The 16,564-nt window shown below is 72.7% G+C and carries 17 protein-coding genes; 6 read left to right on the top strand and 11 right to left on the bottom strand.

Annotation, left to right across the window (positions count from 1 at the left end; translation table 11 throughout):
* The first annotated feature begins 37 nt into the window (after positions 1-37).
* Positions 38-1,204 carry a xylose isomerase gene (gene xylA, locus OG844_RS14945; RefSeq protein ID WP_406390590.1) on the top strand — a complete coding sequence of 389 codons (1,167 nt, stop codon included), beginning with the start codon at positions 38-40 and terminating at the stop codon, positions 1,202-1,204.
* Between the two features lie 118 nt (positions 1,205-1,322).
* Here xylA and OG844_RS14940 read toward each other — a convergent pair whose 3' ends face one another.
* On the bottom strand, positions 1,323-2,579 hold the full coding sequence (locus tag OG844_RS14940) for an ROK family protein (RefSeq protein WP_406390588.1): 1,257 nt from the start codon (positions 2,577-2,579) through the stop codon (positions 1,323-1,325).
* Positions 2,580-2,738: 159 nt separating this feature from the next.
* Between OG844_RS14940 and OG844_RS14935 the strand changes: the two genes are divergently transcribed.
* Positions 2,739-3,464, top strand: a complete 726-nt coding sequence (locus tag OG844_RS14935; RefSeq protein ID WP_406390587.1) for an ABC transporter ATP-binding protein — start codon at positions 2,739-2,741, stop codon at positions 3,462-3,464.
* Between the two features lie 84 nt (positions 3,465-3,548).
* Here the strand turns inward: OG844_RS14935 and OG844_RS14930 are convergent, their stop codons facing one another.
* From OG844_RS14930 to OG844_RS14915, 4 genes are all read right to left on the bottom strand, one after another.
* Positions 3,549-4,880, bottom strand: a complete 1,332-nt coding sequence (locus OG844_RS14930; protein WP_406390585.1) for a phytase — start codon at positions 4,878-4,880, stop codon at positions 3,549-3,551.
* Positions 4,881-5,038: 158 nt separating this feature from the next.
* Positions 5,039-5,698 carry a DUF305 domain-containing protein gene (locus OG844_RS14925; protein ID WP_406390583.1) on the bottom strand — a complete coding sequence of 220 codons (660 nt, stop codon included), beginning with the start codon at positions 5,696-5,698 and terminating at the stop codon, positions 5,039-5,041.
* Complete coding sequence (locus tag OG844_RS14920) at positions 5,695-6,345, bottom strand: DUF3105 domain-containing protein (RefSeq protein WP_406390582.1); 651 nt, start codon at positions 6,343-6,345, stop codon at positions 5,695-5,697. The genes OG844_RS14925 and OG844_RS14920 overlap by 4 nt, the downstream gene beginning before the upstream one ends.
* Before the next feature lie 131 nt (positions 6,346-6,476).
* The gene (locus OG844_RS14915; protein WP_406390581.1) at positions 6,477-6,908 is read right to left on the bottom strand and encodes a hypothetical protein; all 432 of its coding nucleotides are present in this window, start codon (positions 6,906-6,908) and stop codon (positions 6,477-6,479) included.
* Positions 6,909-6,969: 61 nt separating this feature from the next.
* Here OG844_RS14915 and OG844_RS14910 point away from each other — a divergent pair, with 61 nt between their 5' ends.
* The gene (locus OG844_RS14910; RefSeq protein ID WP_406390579.1) at positions 6,970-7,884 is read left to right on the top strand and encodes a phospholipid scramblase-related protein; all 915 of its coding nucleotides are present in this window, start codon (positions 6,970-6,972) and stop codon (positions 7,882-7,884) included.
* A 63-nt stretch (positions 7,885-7,947) separates the two neighbouring features.
* On the opposite strand, the gene pcaD is transcribed toward OG844_RS14910, so the two are convergent.
* The 4 genes from pcaD to pcaH are packed head-to-tail and all read right to left on the bottom strand — an operon-like array spanning position 7,948 to position 11,784.
* Positions 7,948-9,096, bottom strand: coding sequence for a 3-oxoadipate enol-lactonase (gene pcaD / locus OG844_RS14905; RefSeq protein WP_406390577.1), 1,149 nt, complete (start codon positions 9,094-9,096; stop codon positions 7,948-7,950).
* Positions 9,093-10,430, bottom strand: a complete 1,338-nt coding sequence (gene pcaB, locus OG844_RS14900) for a 3-carboxy-cis,cis-muconate cycloisomerase (RefSeq protein ID WP_406390575.1) — start codon at positions 10,428-10,430, stop codon at positions 9,093-9,095. The genes pcaD and pcaB overlap by 4 nt, the downstream gene beginning before the upstream one ends.
* Positions 10,430-11,005 (bottom strand): protocatechuate 3,4-dioxygenase subunit alpha, encoded by a 576-nt coding sequence (gene pcaG / locus OG844_RS14895; RefSeq protein WP_406390573.1) that lies wholly within the window; start codon positions 11,003-11,005, stop codon positions 10,430-10,432. The genes pcaB and pcaG overlap by 1 nt, the downstream gene beginning before the upstream one ends.
* A complete protein-coding gene (gene pcaH / locus OG844_RS14890; RefSeq protein ID WP_406390571.1) occupies positions 11,002-11,784 on the bottom strand; it encodes a protocatechuate 3,4-dioxygenase subunit beta in 783 nt (260 codons plus the stop codon). The genes pcaG and pcaH overlap by 4 nt, the downstream gene beginning before the upstream one ends.
* A 158-nt stretch (positions 11,785-11,942) precedes the next feature.
* Here pcaH and OG844_RS14885 point away from each other — a divergent pair, with 158 nt between their 5' ends.
* Entirely contained in the window at positions 11,943-12,407 is a 465-nt protein-coding gene (locus tag OG844_RS14885; RefSeq protein WP_406396137.1) for a MarR family winged helix-turn-helix transcriptional regulator, read from the top strand.
* Between the two features lie 67 nt (positions 12,408-12,474).
* Here OG844_RS14885 and OG844_RS14880 read toward each other — a convergent pair whose 3' ends face one another.
* Entirely contained in the window at positions 12,475-13,227 is a 753-nt protein-coding gene (locus OG844_RS14880; protein ID WP_406390569.1) for a VOC family protein, read from the bottom strand.
* A gap of 127 nt (positions 13,228-13,354) precedes the next feature.
* Here OG844_RS14880 and OG844_RS14875 point away from each other — a divergent pair, with 127 nt between their 5' ends.
* Positions 13,355-15,046 carry an FUSC family protein gene (locus OG844_RS14875; protein WP_406390568.1) on the top strand — a complete coding sequence of 564 codons (1,692 nt, stop codon included), beginning with the start codon at positions 13,355-13,357 and terminating at the stop codon, positions 15,044-15,046.
* Positions 15,043-15,549 (top strand): MarR family transcriptional regulator, encoded by a 507-nt coding sequence (locus OG844_RS14870; RefSeq protein WP_329205487.1) that lies wholly within the window; start codon positions 15,043-15,045, stop codon positions 15,547-15,549. The genes OG844_RS14875 and OG844_RS14870 overlap by 4 nt, the downstream gene beginning before the upstream one ends.
* Before the next feature lie 72 nt (positions 15,550-15,621).
* Here the strand turns inward: OG844_RS14870 and OG844_RS14865 are convergent, their stop codons facing one another.
* Entirely contained in the window at positions 15,622-16,419 is a 798-nt protein-coding gene (locus OG844_RS14865; RefSeq protein WP_406390566.1) for an IclR family transcriptional regulator, read from the bottom strand.
* Positions 16,420-16,564 lie beyond the last annotated feature (145 nt).

Here is a 16,564-nt window from a genome sequence, read left to right as displayed (position 1 = left end):
CGGTGCCGGACCCGACGCATGCGAAGGCGGACAGACGATGACGGAACGCTTCACGCCCACCCCTGCGGACAAGTTCAGCTTCGGCCTGTGGACCGTGGGCTGGCAGGGCCGCGACCCGTTCGGTGACGCCACCCGTCCCGCGCTCGACCCGGTCGAATCCGTCCAGCGGCTGGCGGAGCTCGGCGCCTACGGTGTGACGTTCCACGACGACGACCTCATCCCCTTCGGCTCCACGGACACGGAGCGCGAGGGCCACGTCAAGAGGTTCCGCCAGGCTCTGGACGCCACCGGCCTCATCGTGCCGATGGCCACCACCAACCTCTTCACACACCCGGTGTTCAAGGACGGCGCGTTCACCGCGAACGATCGGGGCGTACGCCGCTACGCACTGCGCAAGACCCTGCGCAACATCGACCTGGCCGTCGAGCTGGGCGCCACCACCTATGTGGCCTGGGGCGGTCGCGAGGGCGCGGAGTCCGGTGCCGCCAAGGATGTCCGGGTGGCGCTGGACCGCATGAAGGAGGCCTTCGACCTGCTGGGCGACTACGTCACCGAGCAGGGCTACGACCTCCGCTTCGCGATCGAGCCGAAGCCGAACGAGCCCCGCGGCGACATCCTCCTGCCGACCATCGGGCACGCCCTGGCCTTCATCGAGCGCCTGGAGCGCCCCGAGCTGGTCGGCGTCAACCCGGAGACCGGCCACGAGCAGATGGCCGGCCTCAACTTCCCGCACGGCATCGCCCAGGCCCTGTGGGCGGGCAAGCTCTTCCACATCGACCTCAACGGCCAGTCCGGCATCAAGTACGACCAGGACCTGCGCTTCGGCGCGGGCGACCTGCGCCAGGCGTTCTGGCTCGTCGACCTGCTGGAGAGCGGCTACGAGGGTCCGCGCCACTTCGACTTCAAGCCGCCGCGCACCGAGGACCACCACGGTGTCTGGGCCTCCGCAGCGGGCTGCATGCGCAACTACCTGATCCTCAAGGAGCGCGCCGCGGCCTTCCGTGCCGACCCGGCCGTGCAGGAGGCCCTGACCGCCTCCCGCCTGGACGAGCTGGCCCTGCCCACCGCTGCCGACGGCGTCGCGGGGCTGCTCGCGGACCGATCGGCGTACGAGGAGTTCGACGTCACCGCCGCGGCCGAGCGCGGCATGGCGTTCGAGGCCCTGGACCAGCTCGCGATGGACCACCTGCTGGGCGTGCGCTGACGGATGCCGGGCACGGGGGCGGGCACGTCCTGACCCGGAGCGGGCCCTGCCGGACGGGGCTCCTCGACCCCGTACAGGTGAAGCAATCCTGTACGGGGGCCCGGCCCCGTACAGCGGGTCAGGCCTCCAGCCGGGCGGGCCCTGCGTACGCCACCGGATCCGCCAGCACGTCCTGCACCACCAGCGCCGCCGCGCCCCGTGCCGCGTCACCCGCCACGGACGACGCGCGCAGCCGGCCGCCGCCCCGCGACCAGAGGCCCGACACCACGCGGCCCGTGAGCTCATCGTCGGCCGGCGGCGAGAGCCATGGCATCAGGCCCCGGTAGATCCCGCCGAGCACCACCGCGTCCGGGTCGAACAGATTCACCGCGCCGGACAGGACGCGGCCCAGCATCCGGCCCGCCTCGGCGATGGCGGTGAGCGCCCGGACCTCGCCGGCCTGCGCACGGCGCTCCAGCTCCATCACCCCGGCGGCCCCACCGACGGCCTCCTCGATCCCTGCCGAGCGGAGCAGCGCCGTCTGCCCGGCGTACTGCTCGAGGCAGCCGCGCGAGCCGCACCGGCACTCCGGACCGGCCGGGTCCAGGACCACATGCCCGATCTCCCCGGCGAACCCGTGCGCACCGCGCAGGAGTTCGCCGTCGAGCACGAGGGCGCCACCGACACCGATCTCGCCCGTCAGATACAGGAAGGTGCGGACCGAACCGAGCCCGCCGAACCACAGCTCCGCCAGCGCCGCCAGATTCGCCTCGTTCTCCGAGCGCACCGGCAGCTCGGGCGCACCGGGGCGCAGCCCGCCCAGGGCCTCGGCGAACAGGTCCTCCGCCGCGACCCGGTTCCAGCCCAGGTTGGGCGCCTGGCGGACCGAACCGCCCGAGACGAGTCCCGGCAGCGCGAGCGTCGCCCCGACCGGGTACAGATCCTGCTCCCGCGCCGAGTCCAGGGTGCGGGCGGCGATCGCGGCGGCCCTCGCCAGCACCTCGCCGGGCGGGGCGCCGCGGTTGTCCAGGTGCTCGGTCTGCCGGACCCGGCCTGTTCCCGCGAGGTCCACGACGCACACCGACACATAGTCGATGTTGATCTCCACGCCGAGGCCCGCGGGGCCGGTACGGGCCACCTTCAGCGCGGTGCCGGGGCGTCCCGCCTGCCCGCTGAACGTCTTGCCCGACTCGGTGACGAAACCGCTGTCCAGCAGCTGCTCGACGAGGGAGGACACCGCGGCCCTGGTGAGCCCCACCCGGGCCGACACCCCGGCCCTGGTCGCCTCGCCGGCCTCGCCCTCGTCCCGTACCGCGCGCAGCACGAGGCTCAGGTTGTGCCGTCGCACCGTGTCCTTGTCCGCCTTGGACCCCAGTGGTGTGAGGTAGCTCTTCATATCGTCGACGAGCCTATGCGATGGCGTACGCGTGTACGGACCTCAGGAAGGCCCGTCCGGCCCGCGGGTGGCGGGCCGCGGTCAGCGTGTGCGCGCGGCACCCTGCGGTACGACCCTGAGGTCCGCCTCGATCCGGGCGGCCGTGGCCAGGAGCGGCGGGTGGAAGCAGTGCGCGATCTGACCTTCACCCTCGCACCGGGCGAACTGGTCTGCCTGGTCGGCCCGTCCGGCTGCGGCAAGACGACCCTGCTCAAGTGCGTCGGCGGGCTGCTCACGCCCACGTCCGGTGAGATGCACCTGAACGGCACCCGCGTCACGGGGCCGCCGCCCGGAATGGCCGTGGTCTTCCAGGAGTACGGGCGCAGCCTGTTCCCGTGGATGCGGGTACGGGACAACGTCGGCCTCCCGCTTCGGCAGAAGAGAACCCTGGACAGGGCGCGGCGGCACGAGCTCGTCGAGCGCTCCCTCGCCGCCGTCGGTCTCGCGGACGCGGGCGGCGCCTACCCCTGGCAGCTCTCCGGCGGTATGCAGCAGCGCGTGGCGATCGCGCGGGCCATCGCCTACGAGCCGGAAGTCCTGCTGATGGACGAGCCGTTCGCCGCCGTGGACGCCCAGACCCGCGCCGATCTGGAGGACCTGGTGCGTGGGCTCTGGCAGGAACTCGGGATCACCGTCCTCTTCGTGACGCACGACATCGACGAGGCGGTGTACCCGGGGCAGCGGGTGCTGGTCCTCTCCGGGGCACCGACGGTGGTGCGGGAGCAGGTGAAGATCGATCTCCCTGACGAGCGGGACCAGTTGACCACCCGTGTACTGCCCCGCTTCGCGGAGCTGCGCACCCATGTGTACGAGCAGATCCAGGCGGCGAAGCGGGGGGAGACGTGAGGCCCCCGGTTCCCGTCGGGCCGGGCGGCATGGTGGGACGCGACGGCTCCCGCCGGCGCGTCCCACCATTGATGCCGGGCGGTCCTACATGTCCGCCGCGTCGGTCACCGCACCGAGGTCGACGAACTTGAACCCCGTGCTCTCCCGGCCTTCCTCGCCGCCCGACGCGGATGTCTCGTGCCCGTCCTGGACCACCAGCAGGCCGCGCGGGTAGCGGGCGCCCAGCGGCTCGTTCAGCACGGCGGCACCGTCGCACTCCTCGCTGCCGTCGAGGTCGGCCGACACGGAGGTGACGCGGAACCCGCCCTCGTACTCGTTGTGCTCGGAGACCTCGCGGTCGTACAGGGCGAAGGTGTTGTCGCCCTGGCTGGACGCCATGAGGTAGCCGTCGCCGTCCGCCTCCCGGAAGAGAGTCAGACCCTCCACGTCAGCGGCCAGTCGCTCGCCGCCGAAACCGGGGTCGGTTCCGGGCGTGCAGTCCTCGGTCGCGGGGTCGTACGTCCCGGGGACGCCGTACTCCCGGACCTTGTCGACCAGGACCGGGCGCCCGTCGAGACCGGCCGGGACACGCCAGATGCCGACGTCCTCCTGGCCGGCGTAGAGCACACCGTTCGCCGGGTCGATGACCATGCCCTCCACCTGCGGCAGCTCGCCCGGCTCACCGCACGGGGTCCACGAGGTGCCGTCGGGGAGCCGGAAGGACGAAGGAAGGGTGAGGGTGCGCACCGTGCGGTAGCCGACCGTGCCCGCGGCCGTCGGCCGCAGCTCCAGCAGCGCGAGCTCGGTGGCGTTGCGGCGGCTGACGACGGCGTACGAACGGCCCGTGCGGCGGTCCTGCCAGGCGGCCAGACCGTACGCGGTGCGCTGGTCGTTGATCTCGGCCTGGTCCGCCGAGAAGACCGGGGCGGCGGCCGGGTCCGTGATGTCGGTCAGCGGCTTCCCGGGGCGCGAGGGGTCGATGCGGTAGATGCGGAGGCGGTCGTTGCCCCGGTCGCTCACCACGGCCACGTCGGCTCGGCCGGCCGGGGTGCGCAGCCCCGTGACGAGGTCGACGTTGTTGAACCTGCCCGGTGCGTCGTCCTCGGTCGCGGGCGCCGGCGCCGGAATCGACTGGACGAGGGCGGCGTCGAGCCCGTAGACCCGGAGCCCGCCCTCCTTGGCGGTGGCGACGACCAGACTGCGCCCAGGGTCGGCCGGGTTGCGCCAGATCGCCGGGTCGTCGGCGTTGGCGTTGCCGCCCGCCTCGTCGTCGTACAGTGCCGTCGTCTCCGACGACGCCCCGACGGCCGGCAGCGACCGTGCCTGCGCGGGGGACAGCGGGGCGAGGGTGATCAGTGCCGTACCCAGGAGGGCGGTGACGGTCAGACGCGAGGAGCGGTGCATGCGCACGAATGCTTCCTGTCGTGAGAGGGACATGTCCATGACTCGTCAGGAAGTGTCGGGTGACGGGGCGGTGCTCCGGTGTCGGGTTGGTGAGCGGGGCGTGGGCGGGAGGTGAATTCGCGACGGGCCGTGCGACGGCCGGGGCCCGGTGGTGGTGCGCCACCGTGCCCCGGCCGTCGCTGTCCGCGGGCTCAGGGCCGTGCGCCCCTGGCCTTCAGCATGTCCGCCATGAGCGCGATCTCCGACTCCTGGGCGCGGGCCATGCCCGCCGCCAGGTTCCTGATCTCCTCCGTGCCCGCCGCGTCCGCCGCGGCCCGGGCCATCTCGGCGCCCGCACGGTGGTGGACGGTCATCAGCCGGAGGAACAGCACTTCGGCGTCCCTGCCCCCGGCCGCGCGCAGCCGGTCGAGTGCGGTGTCGGTGGCCATGCCGGGCATCAGAGCGCCGTCGGCACCGGGTGCGGCGGCGTGCCCCATCCACCCCATCGGCGGTCGGTCCGAACTCTTGGGCCGGCCCCAGGTCTCCAGCCAGCCGAGCATCATGCCGCGCTGGTTGGCCTGTGTGTTGATGATGTCGTACGCGAGCCGCCGTACGTCCTCGTCGTCCGTGCGGTCCCGGACGACGAACGCCATCTCCACCGCCTGCTGATGGTGGATCGACATGTCCCGGGCGAATCCCACATCGGCAGAGTCCTCCGCGGGGGCGGACGCCCCGGAACCCGACGAGGGCTGTCCCGACGGGGACGCCGAGGACGGCCGTACGACCATCAGCAGCACCAGCCCCACGGCCACGAGGAACACCACGGCGCCCGCCGCCACCAGCGAGCGGGGGGCGCGCACGGGTGAGGTCACTTCGCGATCCCGCCGCTGCAGGCGGCACCCGGCTCCGGGGTCTGCGCACCCTGGACGTACTTGGTGAAGAACTGCCCGACGCGTGCGTCGGTGGCGCTCTTCACCGTGACCTGCTTGCCCCAGGCGCTGAGAATCAGCGGATCCTTCTGGTCGGCCACGGGGCTCATCAGGGAGTACGGGGTCTTGGACACGCGCTCGGCGAGCGCCTTGATGTCGGCGTCCTTCGCCTTCTCGTTGTACGTGACCCAGACGGCGCCGTGCTCCAGGGAGTGGACCGCGTTCTCCTTCGGTATCGCCTCGGTGTAGACGTCGGCGTCGCAGTTCATCCAGACCGGGTTGTGGTCACCGCCGACCGGCGGGTTCATCGGGTAGTCGACAGGCTTCTGGACGTGGTTCTGCTTCAGCTTGTCCCAGGACCGCTCACCCGTGACGGGGGAGGTCCTGGCCTGCTCCTCGGCCTTGTCCTGCTCGTCGGCGGCGGTCATCAGATACCCGCCACCCGCCACGAGTCCGGCGACGACGACGACGGCGGCGCTGATGGTGATGATGCGGCTGCGGCGCTCGCGGGCCCGCTCCTTGCGGCGGGCCTCCTCGAGCTTGGCGCGGCGGGCTGAGGCAGGGCTGTTCTGGTTCTTGGCGGAAGCCATCTCGGGTCCTCGGGTTCATCGGGTTCACGGGGAACGGAACAACGCAGGCGCTGGAAGCGCGCGATGCGGGGGAACGAGGCATGGGCGGCCCCCCTCGGCGCCGTACGCGGCGACCGGGAGGAGCCAGGCTCCTAGATCCGTTGGACCTGAAGACGGAGATGATCGACGGCGCCCGCACCGTCGTTGGAGGGCCCCCGGATGACCGCGGCGCCGGTGAGGGGACCGGCCAGGGGCAGGGCCGAGGTGCAGGGGAGAGCGGCGGGAGCGCCCGGGCACGGGAGCACGACGGCCGTCGAGTGGTCCGTCACGCCGTGACAGGAGCTGCCGAGCCCGCGCTCGCCCGGGGCGTAGGCCGTGACGACCGACAGGGACGCGGCAGGCACCGGGGTGAAGGCCCGGACGGCGGACGCGGCAGGTACGTCGGCGCGGGGCGCGGCCGCGACGGACGGCGAGCAGCAGAAGAACACGGCCATGAGGACGAGCACCCAGCCCAGCACGACGGACGGGGTGACCCCGCCCCGTCGCCGGTCCGTCCGCTCAGTCCGTCTGGTCATCGCCGCCATCGTACGGGTGCGTGAGATCTCAATGAGTGTGGTCCACAGCTTGGCAGGATAGTGTGCCCCGGTGACGACGCAATCGAACATACCTGCGGGTTGGCATCCGGATCCCCATGGCGCACCCCAACTGCTGCGTTACTGGGACGGCTCGCAGTGGACCGAACACACGCATCCGGCCCAGGCTCCCGCCGCCGGCCAGGCCCCCGTGCAGCCCCAGGCCGCGGTGCCGCAGCAGCAGGTTTCCCAGCAGCAGATGGCCCCGCAGCAGCAGGTTTCCCAGCAGCAGATGGCCCCGCAGCAGCAGGTTTCCCAGCAGCAGATGGCCCCGCAGCAGCAGGTCCCCCAGCAGCAGGCGGCCCCTCAGCAGGGTGCTCCCGGCGCCGGGTCGCTGTTCAACCAGCAGGTCCTGGTCGTGAACCAGAAGGCCAAGCTGATCGAGGTCACGAACGAGTACCGCGTCTTCGACCAGCAGGGCAACACCGTCGGTTCCGTCATCCAGGTCGGACAGAGCGCGTTCCGCAAGGTGCTCAGGTTCGTCTCCAGCATCGACCAGTACCTGACGCACCGGCTGGAGATCCGCGACGCCTACGGTCAGCCGCAGCTGCTCCTGACCCGCCCGGCGAAGTTCATCAAGTCCCGGGTCGTCGTGCAGCGTCCGGACGGACAGCCCGTCGGTGAGATCGTCCAGCAGAACGCCATCGGCAAGATCAACTTTGCCATGATGGTCAACGGCCAGAAGGTCGGCGCCATCAAGGCGGAGAACTGGCGCGCCTGGAACTTCGCCATCGTCGACCACAACGACGCCGAGATCGCCCGGATCACCAAGACCTGGGAAGGCCTCGCGAAGACGATGTTCACCACGGCGGACAACTACGTGCTGCAGATCCACTACCAGCTGCCCGAACCGCTGCTGAGCCTCGTCGTGGCGACCGCCCTGACCGTCGACACCGCACTCAAGCAGGACGCCCGCGGCTTCGGCTGAGCAGGCACGGAACGCCCCGCCCGCGCACACCCGGTGCGGGACGGGGCGTTCTGCCGTCTCGTGTCAGGCCCGGACGTCGTCCGGGCCCTCCATGTCCTCCAGCACCCGCTTGGCGACGGCGAACGCCGAATTCGCCGCGGGAACCCCGCAGTAGACCGCGGTCTGCAGGAGCGCCGCACCGATCTCCTCCGGGCCGAGCCCGTTGCGCACGGCCGCGCGGACGTGCATCGCCAGCTCGTCGTGGTGCCCGTGCGCGACGAGTGCCGTGAGCGTGATCAGGCTGCGCTCGCGCCGGGACAGTGTCGGGTCGGTCCAGATCTCGCCCCAGGCGTAGCGGGTGATGAAGTCCTGGAACCGGGCGGTGAACGGCGTCGTGGCGGCCTGCGCCCGGTCGACGTGCGCATCGCCGAGCACCTCGCGCCGCACCTCCGTCCCGCTTCCGCGCTCCGCGGGAGCGAAGTGGGCGCGCAGGGCCTCCCGTACGGCCTGGGGGCGCTCGGCCGGCGCCAGGTGCGAGGCGCGCGGCAGCTCGACGAGCATCGCCCCCGCAACAGCGTCGGCGATCTCCCGGGCGTGCGCGGGCGGGGTCGCGGGGTCCTCGCGGCCCGCGATCACCAGAATCGGCGCCCGCACCTGTGAGAGCCGGGAGCGCAGATCGTACGAGGCGAGCGCGTCGCAGCACGCGGCGTACGCCGCCGGGTCGGTGCCCAGGAGGTCGTCGAGCAGCTCCGGCGCGGTGAACCCGGGGGTGAACCAGCGGGCCGCGGCGCCCTCCGCGACCGGGCCGATGCCCTCGGCGCGCACGCGGGCAGCCCGCTCACGCCAGGCGCCGGGGTCGCCGAAGCGGGCGGAGGAGCAGACCACGGCCAGCCGGTCGATCCGCTCAGGACGGTGGACGGCGAGCCAGAGCCCCACGGCGCCGCCGAGCGAGACCCCGGCGTACGAGAAGCGGTCCAGGGACAGCGAGTCGGCGAGGGCGAGGACCAGTCCGGCCAGATCCGCGACGTCGGCGCCGGGGCCGATCAGCCCGGCGGGCGACCCTCCGTGCCCGGGCAGGTCCCACCGCACGACGCGGTGGCCCGCGGAGAGTTCCGGCGCCACGCCGTCCCAGAGCGCCGTGGACGTGCCGAGGGACGGGCCGAGGAGGAGCGGGGGCGCCGAGGGGGACCCCTCGGCGCGGTGGTGCGGAAGGCGGGCGGGAGTCGTGGTCATCGGCGCTCCAGGGCGCGGTCGGTGAGCGGGCCGGCGGCGCCGGTGTACCGGTCCGGGTCGGTGAGTGCGGCGAGGTCCAGACCGGCGAACGCGGGCTCGCCGGCCAGCACGTCCGCGAGGGGTCTGCCCTCGTCCCGCGAGCGCCGGGCCGCTCCGGCCAGGATCTCCCCGGCGCGGGCCCGGCCCACTCGGCCGGCGGCGACCGCGGCCAGCCGCTCCGAGACGATCAGCCCGCCGGTGACCGGCAGATGGTCCCGCATCACGGCGGGGGAGACCCTGAGCCCTTCGGCGAGTGCCGCGGCATCGCGGGCGGCCCCGCCGACCAGCCGCAGCAGGTCCCGCAACGGTTCCCACTCGGCGTGCCAGGCGCCGGCCGGCCGTTCGTCCTCCGCGGCGAGCGAACCGTAGAGGGTGGCGGCCGGTCCGGGCGCGCGCCGGGCCGCGGCGGCGATCAGGGTGGCCCGGACCGGGTTGGCCTTGTGCGGCATGGCGGACGAGCCCCCGCCCCGTCCTTCGGCGACTTCACCGATCTCGGTACGGGACAGGACGAGGACATCGGCTGCCGCCTTGCCGAGAGCGCCCGCGGTGAAGGCGAGCGCGCCCGCGAGATCGGCGATCGGGGTGCGGAGCGTGTGCCAGGGCAACAGTGGTTCGGCCAGGCCCAGTTCCCGTGAGTACGCGGTGACGAGCGGCAGCCCCGCATCGCTGCGGCCGTCCGGGGAGAAGGCCCCGAAGGCGGCCAGGGTGCCTGCCGCGCCGCCGAGTTGGACGGGCAGCGAGTCGCGTACCGCCGTCAGCCGGTCCCGTGCGTCGAGCACCAGCGACCGCCAGCCCGCCGCCTTGAGGCCGAACGTCGTGGGCACGGCGTGCTGGGTCAGGGTGCGGCCCGGCATGGGCGTGTCGCGGTGTGCGGCGGACAGCTCCTCCAGTGTGTCGGCCGTACGTCGCAGGTCGTCGACGACGAGTGCCAGCGTCCGGACCGCCACCAGCATCGCGGCCGTGTCGAGGATGTCCTGACTGGTCGCGCCCCGGTGCACGTACGGCTGGACGTCCTTCTCGACGGCCGCGGTGAGATCGGCGACCAGGGGGATCACCGGGTTGCCGCCGGACCGGGCCCGCAGCGCCAGATCCCGTACGTCGAAGCGGTCCGCGTCGGCTGCGGCGGTCACCGCCCGACCCGCCCCGGCAGGAGCGAGGCCGCAGACCGCCTGGGCGCGGGTGAGCGCCGCCTCGGCGTCCAGCATCGCCTGCAGGAAGGCGCGGTCGCCGGTGGCGGTCTCGGCGGGGGAGCCGGCCCGGCCGGGGGCGAGGAGCCCGGCATCGCTCTCGTACATCAGCTGAACTCCAGGAAGACCGTCTCGCCCTCGCCCTGGAGACGGATGTCGAAGCGGTAGGTACGCGGGTCCGTGTGTGTCGCGATCAGTGTGGCCCGGCGCTCGGGCTCCAGCGACTCCAGCAGCGGGTCCGCGGTCCCCGTGCCCCGTTCGAGCAGGTCCGGGAGGTAGACGCGGGTGTGGACGTGGTGCAGCAGCCCACGGGCGAAGAGCGCGACACAGAGGTACGGGACGCCGCCGGGCGGCAGGGTCCGCACAGCCCAGTGCCCGTCCGCGTCGGTCGGCACCCGGCCGAAACCGGTGAAGTCCACACCGTTGCGCCCGACGACCCGGCCCGCGGCCGCGTCACGGCGGAGCGACCCGGGGCGCCCGGTGCGCGATCCGTCCGGAGCGGGCTGCCACGTCTCCACGACGGCGTCGGGAACGGGGGCCCCGCTGCCGTCGCGTACGACCCCGTGCACGGTGACCGTGTCCGGGTGGCCGACCGGAGCGATCTCGCCGCCTCCGGTGAAGGGCAGCGCGTATCCGTAGAAGGGGCCCACGGTCTGGGACGGTGTCGGGGGGAGATACGTCATCGGTCGCGGCCTTCCTCGGCCCAGGTGGCGCCCGGACCGTCGAGGACGATGTCCCAGCGGTAGCCGAGCGACCACTCGGGGACGGACAGATCGTGGTCGTACGACGCGACGAGCCGCTCACGGGCATCGGGGTCCGTGACCGAGCGGAGTACCGGGTCGTAACGGAAGAGCGGATCGCCCGGGAAGTACATCTGGGTGATCAGCCGCTGGCTGAACGCCGTGCCGAACAGCGAGAAGTGGATGTGCGCGGGGCGCCAGGCGTTGACGTGGTTGCGCCAGGGGTAGGCGCCCGGCTTGATCGTCGTGAACGCGTAGCCGCCCTCGTCATCGGTCAGACAGCGTCCGAAGCCGGTGAAGTTGGGGTCGAGCGGAGCAGGGTGCCGGTCGAGCTGGTGGGCGTACCTCCCGGAGGCGTTGGCCTGCCACAGCTCGACGAGCTGCCCGCGCACGGGGCGCCCCGCGCGGTCCAGGACCCGGCCCTGGACGGTGATGCGCTCGCCGAGCGGTTCGCCCGGGTGCTGCGCGGTCAGATCGCGGTCCAGCGCGGTCACGTCGGTGACACCGAAGGCGGGTCCGGACAGCTCGACCGCCTCGGGGTCGCGTACGGGGACCGGCGGCCGGTGCGGATGGCGGTGGTGGCTGCTGCGGTACGGGGGGTAGTCGCGCGGCGGATGGTGCGCACCCGCCGGGGCGGCGGCCTGGACCCGGGCCACCTCGAAGTCGATCTGTTGCTGGCTCAGCCCGTCGGGCAACGGGTGGGCGGTGTCACGTGCGGTCATGTCACGGCTCCGTGAGAGTTGCGGCTCGGCCGATAATGCTCAGTGTACTGATTAATATGCGATGGAAGTGAAGCTACGCATGGCATGTTGCTGAAGTCAAGAGGCTCAGTACACTGCTTATCTCAGTGAGGAACAGAAGCGCAGAAGAGGACGGTGCCGTGTCCGCGGTCGACCTGAGCAGCCATCCCGGGCATCTGGCCCGGCGACTTCAGCAGGCGCACCATCTGCTGTGGAACACCATCGTCTCGGAGGAGATCACCTCTCCCCAGTTCGCCGTGCTCAACGCCCTGACCGCCGAGCCGGGGCTGGACCAGCGGACGGTGGGGGAGCGCGTCGGGCTCGACCGGTCCACCGTCGCCGAGGTGATCACCCGGCTGCTGCGCCGGGAACTGCTGGACAAGGTCAGGGACCCGCACGACGGGCGGCGCTTCCTCCTGCGGCTCACCGACGACGGTGTCCGTACGCACCGGAGACTCGCGGTGCGCACGGCGCGGATGAACCAGGTCTTCCTCGGCCCGCTCTCCGCCGATGAGCAGCAGGTGCTCTTCGACCTGATGCGGAGGGTGTCGGACGCGGCGGAGAGCCTGCGGGTGCCGGAGGACGTCCGGACCGCCGGCCGCTGAGGACGCGTGCAGGCCGGCAGGGGTACGCGGTGACGGCGTGTGGATGTCGGCCGGCAGGGGCACGCGGTTACGGCGTATGGATGCCGAACGCCGCCTCCTGCGGATCGCGGAGCACGGCGATCCACCGCCCGCCCGGCAGGCGCCTCGGCGGCATGAGCTGGTCGCCGCGCGCGCTCAGGGCGGTGGCGGCCGTCGTCCCGACGTCCGGGACCGCGAAGTAGGGCATCCAGCGCGGCGGCGTCTCCTGCGCCTCGTCCCCGCTCATCGCCGTCATGCCGCCGAAGTCGTCACCGTCCACACCCCAATGCGTGTACTGCTCCGAGGCGTTGACCGTCCAGCCGAACACGGTCGGGTAGAAGGCGAGCGCGCCGGCCGGATCGGGAGTGCGGAGCTCGGCCCAGCCCAGCGTGCCCGGCTCGTTGAAGCGGGACGTGCCGGCGAAGGCGCGTGCCTGCCAGAGCGAGAACACCGCGCCCGAGGGATCGGCGACCACCGCGAACCTGCCCTGTTCGAACACGTCCATCGGCCCGACGAGCAGTGTGCCGCCGGCCGAGCGCACGGCGTCGACCGTGGCGTCGACGTCCTCGGTCGCGAAGGACACGGCCCAGGCGGGCGTCTGGTCCGGTCGGTAGGAAGGGGTGAGCGCGGCGACGGCGTCCTCGCCGAGGCGCGCCATCGTGTACCCGCCCGCTTCGGGGCGCGGGTCGGTCTCGGACCGCCAGCCGAACAGTGCGGCGTAGAACGCCTGGGCGGCAGGAACGTCCGAGGTGCTCAGCTCGACCCAGCAGGGGCGACCGGGGACCGGTTCGACGAGCGTCATGCGCATTCCTCCAGGGGCGAGCGGCAGGGCGCGTTCACAGCTGTTGTGCAGAACGCTATGGCCGCACGGGTGGAGGGGCTACCGGACGATTGTCGTTTACTGGTGTAATACCTGTTAACGTATTTAGGTGAGTGATACAGCAGTGCGCCCCCGGAAGCCGTCCGTCCGCAGGCTGCCGGTAACCGGCACCCTGCGGCTGAACAGCCCCGCGGAGATCTGGTTCAAGCCCGCACTGAGCGTGGTCGTCGCCTCCGCGGTGCCGAATCTGCTGCTGTACGCGATGGACCGCCTCGACCTCGTGATGTACACGATGGCCGGCTCGCTGTGTGCGCTGTACGGGCACAACCTGCCGTACGCGCGCAGGGCGCACACCGTCGTTCGCGTGGTCCTCGGCATGGTCGCCGGCCTCGCCGTCGCCCTGCTCGCCGCCTCGGCCACCGACTCGACCGCCGTGCTGATCACCGTCGGCGCGCTGCTCGCGGCCGTACAGAAGACCTTCTGCGACGCCTCGCGCATCGGCCCGCCCGGCAACCTGATCTTCACCTTCGTCACCTCGGCCTCGCTCTTCGCCCCGCAGCAACCCGGACGGATCCCGGGGCACCTCGCCCTGGCGCTGGCGGCGGGAGCCTTCTCCTGGCTGGTCACCGTCGGGCCGGCCCTGTGGCGCAGGGAAGGCCCGGAGCGACGCGCCACCGCCCGCGCACTCGACGCCGCCGCGGCCTACGCGGCCGAGCCCGGCCCGCGCACCCGTCATGCCGCGGTCGCCGCCGTCCACGCCGCCTGGCAGGCGCTGCTCGCCGCCGGGCGCCCCACCCCCGTACGACAGGAACTCGAACGCCTCGTGGTCCACGCGGAGCGGACCCTCGCCGGCGCTCCCGGCCCCGTGCCCGGCCCCGGGCAACTGACTGCTTGGGCGACGATGACGCGGGCACGCGGGCCGGTGCCGAACCCTCCGCCCGCCCCCGGCACCGTCGGGCACCTCTTCGGGATCGACGCCGAACGGGCTGCGCGGCGGACCGGGCGGGGGAGGCGCGAGGCCCGGCGCGCGCTCCTGCGCGCACTCGCCCCCGGCTCCCCGGTCCTGCCGATCGCCCTCCGTACGCTGATCGGCTGCGCACTCGCCGGCTACGCGTCCTCGGCTCTCGGTGTGGGCCACCCGTACTGGGCCGTCGTCACCGCGGCGTCCGTGTACCAGCCCAACGTGACGCTCACCTGGAGCCGGGCCGTGCAGCGCACCGTGGGGAACCTCGTCGGCGTCCTCGTCCTCGCCGCCGTCATCCCGGTCGCAAGGATCGGCCCGCTCGCCCTCATCATGTGCGTCCTGGCGTTCAACTTCGCCGCCGAGGCCCTGATCACCCGGAACTACTGGCTCGGTTCCATCGCCGTCACTCCGATGGCCCTGCTCGTCATGGAATTCGCGGACACCCACCCGGCCGGAGGGCTCATCGCCGACCGCGCCCTGGACACGCTCTTGGGAGCGGCGGTCGGACTGCTCGTCGCGATCGCCGTCCCCAACCGCCGTGCCGCGGGCCGCGTCGAACAGGCCCTCACCGCAACCGCGGAGGCGCGCGGCCGTGCCGAGGACCTGATCGCCCACCCGGACTCCGACGCCCTCGCGCTCGACCTGGCCCGCAGGCGGCTGACGTCCTCCCTCGTCGAACTGCGCGACGCCGGTGACATCGCGGCAGGGGAGTGGTGGCAGCGCGCCCTGCCCGAGGAGGAGATGCTGGCGGCGGAGCACGCGGGACACCGTACGCTCGCGGCGACAGCACAACGGCGGGGAGTGAGCACCCCGCCCCCGGAGAACGGAGCGGTGTGACCGACGACATCGTGGCCTCGGTGGTACGGCAGTGGCACGCCGTCAATCCGGAGCTCGACACCGGACCGATGGAACTCATCGGCCGCATCAACCGATGCGCCGCCCTCCTCCAGCAGGCGGAGGACGCGCCGTTGCGCGCCGCGGGGCTGACCCGCGCCGAATTCGACCTGCTGGGCGCGCTGCGCCGCACCGACCGCGAGCTCACCCCCGGTGACCTGGCCCGCGAGACCTTCTCCTCCGGCGCCGCGGTGACCAAGCGGCTCCGCGCCCTGCAGGAGGGCGGCCTCGTCGACCGCCGCGGCGACGACCGGGACCGCCGGGTCGCACACGTCCGGCTGACCGGCGAGGGCCGCGAGCTGGTCGACCGGCTGCTACCCCAACAGCTCGCCTACGAACGCACCGTCCTCTCCGGCCTCGACGAGCGGACCCGTACGCGGCTCAGCGGGCAGCTCAGCGAGCTGCTCGTGCAGCTGGAAGGCCGCATCGGCGGATCCCGCCGCTGACCCGGGCGGTCACGCCGCCGACCCGGGCGCGGTAGCCGCACCGGTGATCGCCACCGACCACGCGTGGGCCGGTCAGGTCGTCTCCGTCGTCAGCGCGACCGACTGCCGCAGCTGCGCCGCCCGTTCGGCGAGTGCCGCGTCGCCGCCGCGGTCGGCGGGTGCGGACGCGCTCAGGGCGAGCCGGTCGCGCCGACCCGCTACGGCCAGGGGCACCGCGACGGCGGCCAGGCCCGGGACCGACTCGCCCCGGCTGAAGGCCCGGCCGAGCTCACGGACCTCCGCCAGTTCGTCCAGCAGCCCGGTCCGGGAGACGAGGGTGTGCGCGGTGAGCGCGGGCAGCCGCTCCTGCGGGTAGAGGGCGCAGACCTGGTCGACGGTCATCCGGGAGAGCAGCACCTTTCCGGCGGCGGTGGCGTGGGCGGGGTGGGCCCTCCCCGTCTCCAGCATCACGCGCACCGGGTGCGGGGACTCGCGGCCGTCGGTGACGATCACCTGATCCCCGATCAGAGCGGCGCTCTGCACGGTCTCCCCGGTGCGCCGCACGGCTTCGTCGAGTACGGCTCCGAGATGTGCGCGCACCTCCGTGCCGAAGCCGGCCGGTTGGCCCAGACGGAACAGCTCGGGCCCTGCCTCGTACCCCCGCCCCGACGGGTCGCGGACCGCGAAGCCGCGGCCCTCCAGTGTGCTGAGCACGCGGTGCGCGGTGGACCTCCCGATGCCCAGGCGGCGGGCGGCTTCGGAGACGGTGAGGCTGTCCTGCGTGAGGAACAGCTGCATCAGCCGGAGACCGCTGTCCAGCGATTCGATGGTGTAGCCCCGTGCCGTCGGTACTGCCGCGGAGACCTCCCCGTACATCCGTCCGTCGATCACGAATCTGCTCCTTTCGATCCGATTCGATCGCATGTGCCCTTGTCCCGTCCTGCGGTGTTCAGGGTTTCGTGTGCGTCTCGAATATTCGCCCACATGTGCCTTTCGAATGCGGGACTTCGGCTTTCCGGCGTCCACCACGCGGCCG

It is taken from the genome of Streptomyces sp. NBC_00887, from assembly GCF_045207585.1.
This window is presented reverse-complemented; position numbering and strand designations above follow the sequence as displayed.